The 8,360-nt window shown below is 37.1% G+C and carries 6 protein-coding genes; all 6 read right to left on the bottom strand.

Annotation, left to right across the window (positions count from 1 at the left end):
- Positions 1-57: 57 nt before the first annotated feature.
- Positions 58-267, bottom strand: coding sequence for a hypothetical protein (locus tag F985_RS25760; protein ID WP_004700984.1), 210 nt, complete (start codon positions 265-267; stop codon positions 58-60).
- A 165-nt stretch (positions 268-432) separates the two neighbouring features.
- A complete protein-coding gene (locus F985_RS11205) occupies positions 433-1,455 on the bottom strand; it encodes a Csu type fimbrial protein (protein ID WP_004700982.1) in 1,023 nt (340 codons plus the stop codon).
- Positions 1,446-3,905 (bottom strand): fimbria/pilus outer membrane usher protein, encoded by a 2,460-nt coding sequence (locus tag F985_RS11200; protein ID WP_004700980.1) that lies wholly within the window; start codon positions 3,903-3,905, stop codon positions 1,446-1,448. The genes F985_RS11205 and F985_RS11200 overlap by 10 nt, the downstream gene beginning before the upstream one ends.
- A 9-nt stretch (positions 3,906-3,914) precedes the next feature.
- On the bottom strand, positions 3,915-4,616 hold the full coding sequence (locus F985_RS11195) for a fimbrial biogenesis chaperone (RefSeq protein ID WP_004700979.1): 702 nt from the start codon (positions 4,614-4,616) through the stop codon (positions 3,915-3,917).
- Positions 4,617-4,708: 92 nt separating this feature from the next.
- A complete protein-coding gene (locus F985_RS11190; RefSeq protein WP_004700976.1) occupies positions 4,709-5,239 on the bottom strand; it encodes a Csu type fimbrial protein in 531 nt (176 codons plus the stop codon).
- A 505-nt stretch (positions 5,240-5,744) separates the two neighbouring features.
- A complete protein-coding gene (gene pepN / locus F985_RS11185) occupies positions 5,745-8,351 on the bottom strand; it encodes an aminopeptidase N (protein ID WP_004700974.1) in 2,607 nt (868 codons plus the stop codon).
- Between the last annotated feature and the right edge of the window lie 9 nt (positions 8,352-8,360).

The raw sequence follows: 8,360 nt of genomic DNA, 5'->3' as shown, positions 1-8,360 counted from the left end.
AACCGCTCTATCTCTGATTTCAGGGGTGTATTTTACTTTTTTCATCGGGACATTCTCTCAAGAAAAGTGGTCTCCGACAAACCCGGTACGGTTCACATTTATATTAGAGACTTGCTCTATATAACGTTGCAACCCTGTAGGGGAATTCAATGATGCTTCTAAAGTTTTTAAATCTTGTACACTTGCATCAAAGTTATAGGTACATTCAGCAAAAGAGTTACTCATACCCAAAACACCTACTATTGTTGCTAAAATTATCTTTTTCACGTCATTATCCCTTTTTTATATTTGAACGTTTAGTATATATAAATACATAAATAATTTAACTAAATCCGATAAATGGCATACTTATCACTTCTTAATAATTAAAAAAAACTAAATCTTATAATTAATAAAACACTATCTCTTTTAAAGAAATAGTGCCTGAAATAATTAATAAGTCACTGTAACAACAACACTATCAGAGTAGCTACCGGGTCTACTTGCAATCGTAGTACCTTGCGGAATTTTTCCATAAACTGTAGTGGTTTGAGCATTACCTGTTCCAGTGCCAGATACTCCTCCCGTTCCCCCAACGCTATTCACTCCACCTGTAGCATCCCACACCGAACTATAAGCAGCATCTTTGTATAACTGATAGGGAATAAACTCATTATTACTATTGGCCATACGCCTGAACCCTCCGCTTATACGGTTATTGCCATCCCCTAAATAAATCGAATATGGCGTTCCAGAGTTACATGTCGTATTTACAGCACCTTGAGTCGTGTAGTCACGCTTAGTAATACCAATATCATTAATATTGCCGAAATCGACATTTGAGGTTGAGTTTAATTGGCAAAGCGTCGGTACCACAAAGTTCGCTGTTAAAGTTACATTTCCAGAACTCCAACTGATGACATCTCCTAAACATAACGCCGCTAGAAGATCCATATCCCAAAATAGTTGAACCGTAGCTGTATAGGTTCCTTGAGGATATGCAATGAGTGACCCCGTTCGCGCAGGTACCTTCACATTTACCGAGTAACTAAGAATATTATTTGAAGCGATTGTTACCACTGGACCATACCAAACATTCGAAGTTTGATTGGTTGTAGAAGAACCTGCTCCGCCTACCGTTGCAGTGACTGTATATGGTAACGATACGCTATTATTTGTAGTGGTTGCTCCTGTAAATACTGTCTTCATACACATAAATGGAGAAATTTGAGGTAGTAGTCCTCCATTCGTACAACTAATTGTTCCTGAAAAGTTTACAGTTGCATCACTATTAATATTTGCTGCCGTGTAAATAAACGTATTATTTGTGGTTCCAGCTACCGTACAGGCAGCATGTGTTGGACTAAAAAAAGCATAAACGAGATAAAATAAGCAAATACCTATAAAGTACTTTAAAGATAAGGAAATTTTTTTATAGCTCTCTATTTGAGCCTTATTCATAATATTTAATGACATATATAAGGTCCCAATTTTTTAGTTGAGTACTGATTACTGTTATATGTAAATTCAACTTGGCATGAACCATGATCAAGAAGATCTACCTCAAGTTTGTTTTGTTGTAATAGGTTTGGAATAAATACTTCACCGTCATAGCCCACTACGGCATCTTGTTGCTCATTAATTCGAACGCTATAACCCGGTAATAATGGTGAGTTGTTTTTATCAACTACTCTCACCAAACCTGAAATAACCTGATGAGCACCAAAGTCGACTAAAGTCCCTTGGCGATAGCCTACTACTGTTTTTTGATCTGTAGATTTAACATTCCAATTTAAAGGCAGATATGATGGATCTAAATAAATATGGTTCTCTCTATACGGCATAAGGCTTGGTATAAGAAACCTTCCAGACTTGTCCGTTGTTCCTAGATTTATCCCACCATTTAAAATTTGGCTTTGCGGTCCAGCATTGGTGACAACAGCATAACCATCTCCAATTTCATTGGCCGCAAATATACGGCCTGCTGCTGCAACTAAAGATCCTGTCGCTGAAAGTGCAACTTGGTCATTATCTCCAATTCGGTTATAGCGACCTGTCAGGTACGCAGCTCGTGCTCGGTAAGATCCATAGACCGATGCATTATTGTCATGCGTATCCTGATTGCGCTCAACATAACCACCCCATCCAAATGAACCAACTTGCGGTTCCGATAAAACAAATACTTCTTGGCGATAACTCAGCCTGCCACTATCACTAGATACGCTAGAAATTGCATTAACTCTGGTAGATGGTGTATAGCGAAGTGCAAAGTAAATGCCATAGTCCTTATGGTTTTCATAATCCTTATATGCAGAACTATAAAAGCCCCAGTTCTTGTTTAAACTTCCGCTTAAGTTAGCAGACAGTAACTTATACGAGTTATCACTGTATTTGATCTGGTTATAACCGACATAAATGCTATAGCCCGGATAGAAGTTATAATTAATCCCTGCCCTAATAATCTCGTCTGCCAGCGCGCTGTAGTTCAAATAATTTTGTGGCTCAGAAGTAATCTGGTTATCTTTTAAATATCGAATTTGAGACACACGGGCTAAGTCAAAATAGTTATCAAATACTTTGCGGTAGCTGGTGTTAAACGAAATATTTTTGCTAATTCGCCCTTCTAAACCAAGCAGAGCCGAATAGCCATTTTCATCTTTATACTGGCTTGCTGCAATATCGGCATTAATAACGCCCACACCAAACAGATTCTTGGCAAAGCCTGTTCCAACGTTGGAAAGACCATCTGTTGAAGCTTCTGCACCACCACTTAAGGTCAGTGAGTTGCTATAACCATAACGAATTGCACCAGAGGCAAAGGTGGCATCATCATAATCGTTTGAGTACAGTCCGTAGTTATAACGCGGAACCCCAACATCGACTGAAAACTCATTGATACCTTTTGCCAAAATCTTCGATGAAAAGTAGTAAGGTTTTTTAGTAATGGTTTGCTGACCTGTTGCATCAGTTGTTACCAGTGTGACTTCATTTCCTGAAATAAATGGGAGCTGCTTAACATCAAATGGGCCTGAAGGAACAAGGCCTGAATAAATCTTTTGCTGGTTAACGTATAAGTCCAGTGTAGAAGGTAGCGCCGCTGAACCGGAAAACTGTGGCAGCGCCGAAGTAACAATATCACCACGCTGAGTATAGGCACTCGACCACTGCAAACCGGCAAGACGTACACTACTGCCCCAGTCAGAACTGTTGGAAATAAAGTCACCTAGGGTATATATCCTAACTTTTTCAGGATCTACATATTGCCACTTGCTCTCTAAGCGCACCCACTTCTCATGGCTATAACTATTTTCATTATTACCGTTGTATAAAACACCTGATGAAAAATTACCAAGCGCGCTGTTAAAAATCCCTTCTGCCGAACCTGAGAAAATATTCTCATCATTGGTAATGGTGTGATACATGCTGTAATTCAGAATTGCAGCATTTAAAGGTTTCATTTTTAGTAAGTTGGTGTTTGTAGTCGGTTGACCAGTTAAGTCAACAGAATAATCACTCAACATACTCGCAGGAACCTGTAAGTTTAGAGACTGCTCATTTTCCAGATACTTAAACTGGATTCCTTTCAATTCATTAATACATACCCATTGGCTGTCAGGGATATGCTCATCCATTTTTATTCTTAGCGTTTTTAAGTCACCAGAGCGAATATATAGTTTTTCATCCTTAGATTGTTTTACAGAAAACAAGTCTTCAGAGGCATTTGAATTAATAGAAATATTTAGAAATAGCTGAGTAAAATTATTTTCTTGTTCTTGTCCATCCGTCTTTTCGTGCATATATTTATTATTGTTACTTATAGACTTAGGAACACTGGGAACCGTAGTGTTCGTATGATCTAAAAGTTGTTCAGCAAATAAATGTGCTGGAAAATATGCGACACATAAGACACCTATAATATATTTCATATAAGCCTCTTAAAGTGTGGTTTTTTTACCATTAACTGTTAGAGAAATACTGTATTTGTGATTTGGCTGATATGTAAAATTATTAATTGAATAATTTTTTGATTTTCCTGAAAGGATATAACCATTTACGGTATTTACTTTAATCGGATAACTTTTATTCTCTGTGTTATCTATAAGAATTAAGTCATTTAAAAGTGCATGTCTGTTACCAATATTACTAATATTCAAGAAAGTATCATTTTGCTTCGCATCAATTTTCCAGTTCAGTTGGGTAATCGCATCTTTATTCACTACAAATACAGGTAATGATGAGCGAAGTAATACATTTACACCTTGAGATGCTTTACGACTATCGATGGGTTTTGGTAATTCATCAAGAATAATACGATAAGTTTTTTCACCAGAAATTGGTTCTGGCTTAATGCGGACTACACGCAAATTATAAGAATCATTCGGTTTTAATTTTAAGAAAGGCGGACTAATTGCAATATCATCTGTTGGAATTAATTGATCTTGTCCAGCATTCTGAGTCCATTCAAATATACGTATTTGTAAGTCAGCACTTTCGTTCGACTGATTATATAAACTAATTGAGGACGCAGATTGATCACTCAATATTTCAACATTCACAGGAGAAAGACGTATTGAGGCAGCATTTAACATACTAGGCAAAAATAACAATAAAGTAGCAACAAAGATATTTTTTTTCATAACTTGCCCAGAATAACTTTTCTCAAATTAAGGTAGGGCTAGCTCTTACAAAAGAGCTAGCGACAACAATGAACAGAACTGATTTAAAAAAATTAATAAGTCACAGTCACAGTTACTGTATCAACATAGCTACCAGCGCTTGGCAAAGCTGAACCAGCAGGAAGACGACCATACACGTTCACTGTTTGTACTGCACCACTACCAGTTCCACTATAAGCTGTTGTAGCAATTCCAATCGCGGTACCGCGGCCTGTATCTGAATACAAGTTATAAGGGATATATTCGTTACTTGTTGCCCCACCGATCATTCGTCGTTGAGTAGATAAAACATTTTGACCACCATCAAATGACAAAGTCCATGGCACAGTGTTGTTACAAAGGACTTTAATTGCTGTACCGCCTGTCGTTGTGGTATCTGCATCAACATTACTAGTCAGAGAACTTAAAGTACCAAAGTCCAAAACCGCATTTGTTGTGGTACCTGTTGCAGAGGTATTAAGGACACAACTATTTGTTACTGTCGCCTTAACAGTTAATGTCCCCGTTGCTGTAGCGGCATTTGCTGCATTAACAGAAATTAATGCTATAGCAAGTGCTGATAAATAAAAAAAAGTCTTTTTCATGGTCAAAACCTTTTGAATGAAATTGTCGAATTAATAGATATAAAAAAATTAACTCTTATCCTTACAATCATTTTTATTTGACTGCTCTTTTAAAGCTTATTTTTTATTCCTATTTTTAAATATCATACATAAAAATAATTAAAATGCATGAGTTTGTTATTATTTTAATTTCTAATTAACAAAATATTTTTACTAAAACTTAATTTTCAGTGATAAGAGTTAATATTAATTTAATTCAAGCAATTGATTTATATAAACTTAAACCAAATAAAACAATTTTTATTCATAAAATTTAACTAAATATTTCAATTTATATTTTTATTGAACTTGGTCACATAAATCAATTTTTTAACCAAATAATTCACTTAAAATTAAAGTATTTTATTTTTTAATATATTTAAATAATACATTTAATATTAATTAAAAAACTTTATAGTTTAAAAATACAAAATAATGGTCAAAATAAAGGCCTCATACGAGACCTTTATTAAGTATTGTTAAATAATTAAACGCTTAACATACTATTTAAAGTCTCAGAAACGTTTTTAGATTTCACTTTAGGCTGTAATGCCTGCAAAGCTTGTTGCACTTGCGTACGTTGAGGCTCTGCAAGCGTATACCAGCGTGACAATACCTGTAATAAACGTGAACCTAAAATTGGATTTTTCTCGTCAAGATATTGCGCAAGATTAATAAAGTGCGCTACACCAAAGCCCCAAGTATTTTCAGGGTTATTTGACAAGCCACCACTTACAGCACGAATACGGTTTGGCGTCGTTAGGTCATAATCAGGATGTTGAGTTAAATACTCGATTGTTTCTGCTGTCGCATTTGGATTGGCTGCCTGAATCATAAACCATTGGTCTAAAGATAATGCTTCATCTTTAAAGCGGTTATAAAAATCAGTAAGTGCTTGCTTCGCTTGAGGCGCATTTTGCCAAACTAGTACACGTAATGCACCTAAACGTTCAGACATGTTACCTGTGTTTTGATATTGCTCATAAGCCAATTCAAATGCAGTTTGATCGCTCTGACGAGCCATCATCATCAGCATGATATTTTTTAATGCACGAACACCCATCGCTAAAGAAAATTCTTTTTGCAGGTCTGGGTCAAGCGTAAGATATGTATCTTTCCAGAAAGAACCTAACTCTTGTGCTAATCGATTCAGCAAGGCTTCACGTTTTACATGAACATCGGCTGGTGCATAGTCCTGATCAATACGGCTACCCAAATAACCTTCACTAGGTACATCAAATAAACGAGATGCTAAAAGTGGGTCACGGCCAACTAGTTCAGGTAAAGTGCTTTGAATAGCTTGAATGTAAGCATCGGCAGAATGGTCTTCTAACAAAATACGCTCAAGCAAGGTTTGAGTTGCTTGCCACTGGTTAAAACCATTGGTTTCATGCTGAATTAAGAAAGCTAATTCTGCATCGGTATAGTCAAATACAAGATTTACAGGCGCAGAGAAATTACGAAGTAACGAAACAACTGGTTGTTCAGTCACACCTGTGAATTCAATGGTTGCCTCGTCTTGATCAAACAAGTACACACCATCTTTAACATCATTAACGAATAAACTATCACTGTGCAATGTATATTGCTCGCCTGTTTTAGCATTAAATAGCGCTAAAGCCACAGGAATTGGAACAGCTTTTAAATTTGGATATTTAGGATGAGCTTTCAGACTTTGTTTAAAGCTTAAACGATAAGTTTGTGCTGCTGCATCGTACTCACCTTTTGCTTCAAGCTTTGGTGTACCCGGTTGGTTATACCAAGTTAAAAATGCAGATAAATCGACACCCGAACCTGCTGATAATGCAGCAACCCAGTCTTCTACAGTTACGGCTTGTCCGTCATGACGGCGGAAGTATTCGTCTGTTCCCTTACGGTATTTTTCTTTACCAAGTAAGGTCGACATCATGCGGTTAATTTCCGCACCTTTTTCATAGACTGTCGCAGTATAGAAGTTATTAATTTCTACAAAGTGGTCTGGACGTGGTGGATGCGATAATGGACCTGCATCTTCAGGAAATTGGTGTGATTTAAGTACAGCAACGTCATCAATACGTTGAACCGCAGCAGATTGTAAGTCTTCCGAGAAAGATTGATCACGAAATACCGTTAAACCTTCTTTTAAGCAGAGCTGGAACCAGTCACGGCAAGTAATACGGTTACCTGTCCAATTGTGGAAATACTCATGGGCAATCACCGACTGCACACGCATAATCGCTGCGTCCGTTGTGTATTCTTCATCAGCAAGTACACATGAAGTATTAAAGATATTTAAACCTTTATTTTCCATTGCACCCATATTGAACTGGCTTACCGCAACAATCATATAGTTGTCGAGGTCATACGCACGGCCGTAGTGTTCTTCATCCCAACGCATTGAATGTTTTAATGCTTCCATTGCGATATGGCATTTTGGAATGTCTTTCTCAATAGCATAGATTTCTAAGGCAACATCACGCCCTTCCGAAGTCGTATAACGATCTTTAAGTACAGCTAAGTCACCAATAACACAAGCAAACAAATAGCTTGGTTTTTTAGTTGGGTCTTGCCAAATTGCAAAGTGACGGTTTTCACCCGCTTCACCTGTTTCAAGCAAGTTACCATTCGCAAGTAATACTGGATATTTTTTGTCTGCTTCTACGCGTGTAGTAAAGACTGAAAGTACGTCTGGACGGTCTGGATAGAAGGTAATCTTGCGGAAGCCTTCAGGCTCGTTTTGCGTAACAAACAAATCACCAGCTTTATATAAGCCTTCAAGCTGAGTATTGGTTTCCGGATGAATAATCACTTGAGTCTGTAAAATGACTTCATCTGGTGCGTTAGTGATCACCAGTTGCTCACTATCGAGTAAATATTGTGCATGAGTAAGCTCTTGACCATTGAGCTGAATAGATTGCAACTCAAGGTCACGGCCCAACAGCACCAAGTCTCCAGCAGTTTGACGCTTCATGACTAAAGTTGAATCAACAATTGTTTTATCATCATAGACTTGAATATCAAGATTAATGGATTCAACCAAGAACGAAGGTTTTTGATAATCTTTTAAATAAACTGTTTGATCTGCCTGAACGGGAGGCTGTGCCGCAATATTCATCTTTATTCC

This window comes from Acinetobacter seifertii (genome assembly GCF_000368065.1).
Classification (GTDB): Bacteria; Pseudomonadota; Gammaproteobacteria; order Pseudomonadales; family Moraxellaceae; genus Acinetobacter; species Acinetobacter seifertii.
This window is presented reverse-complemented; position numbering and strand designations above follow the sequence as displayed.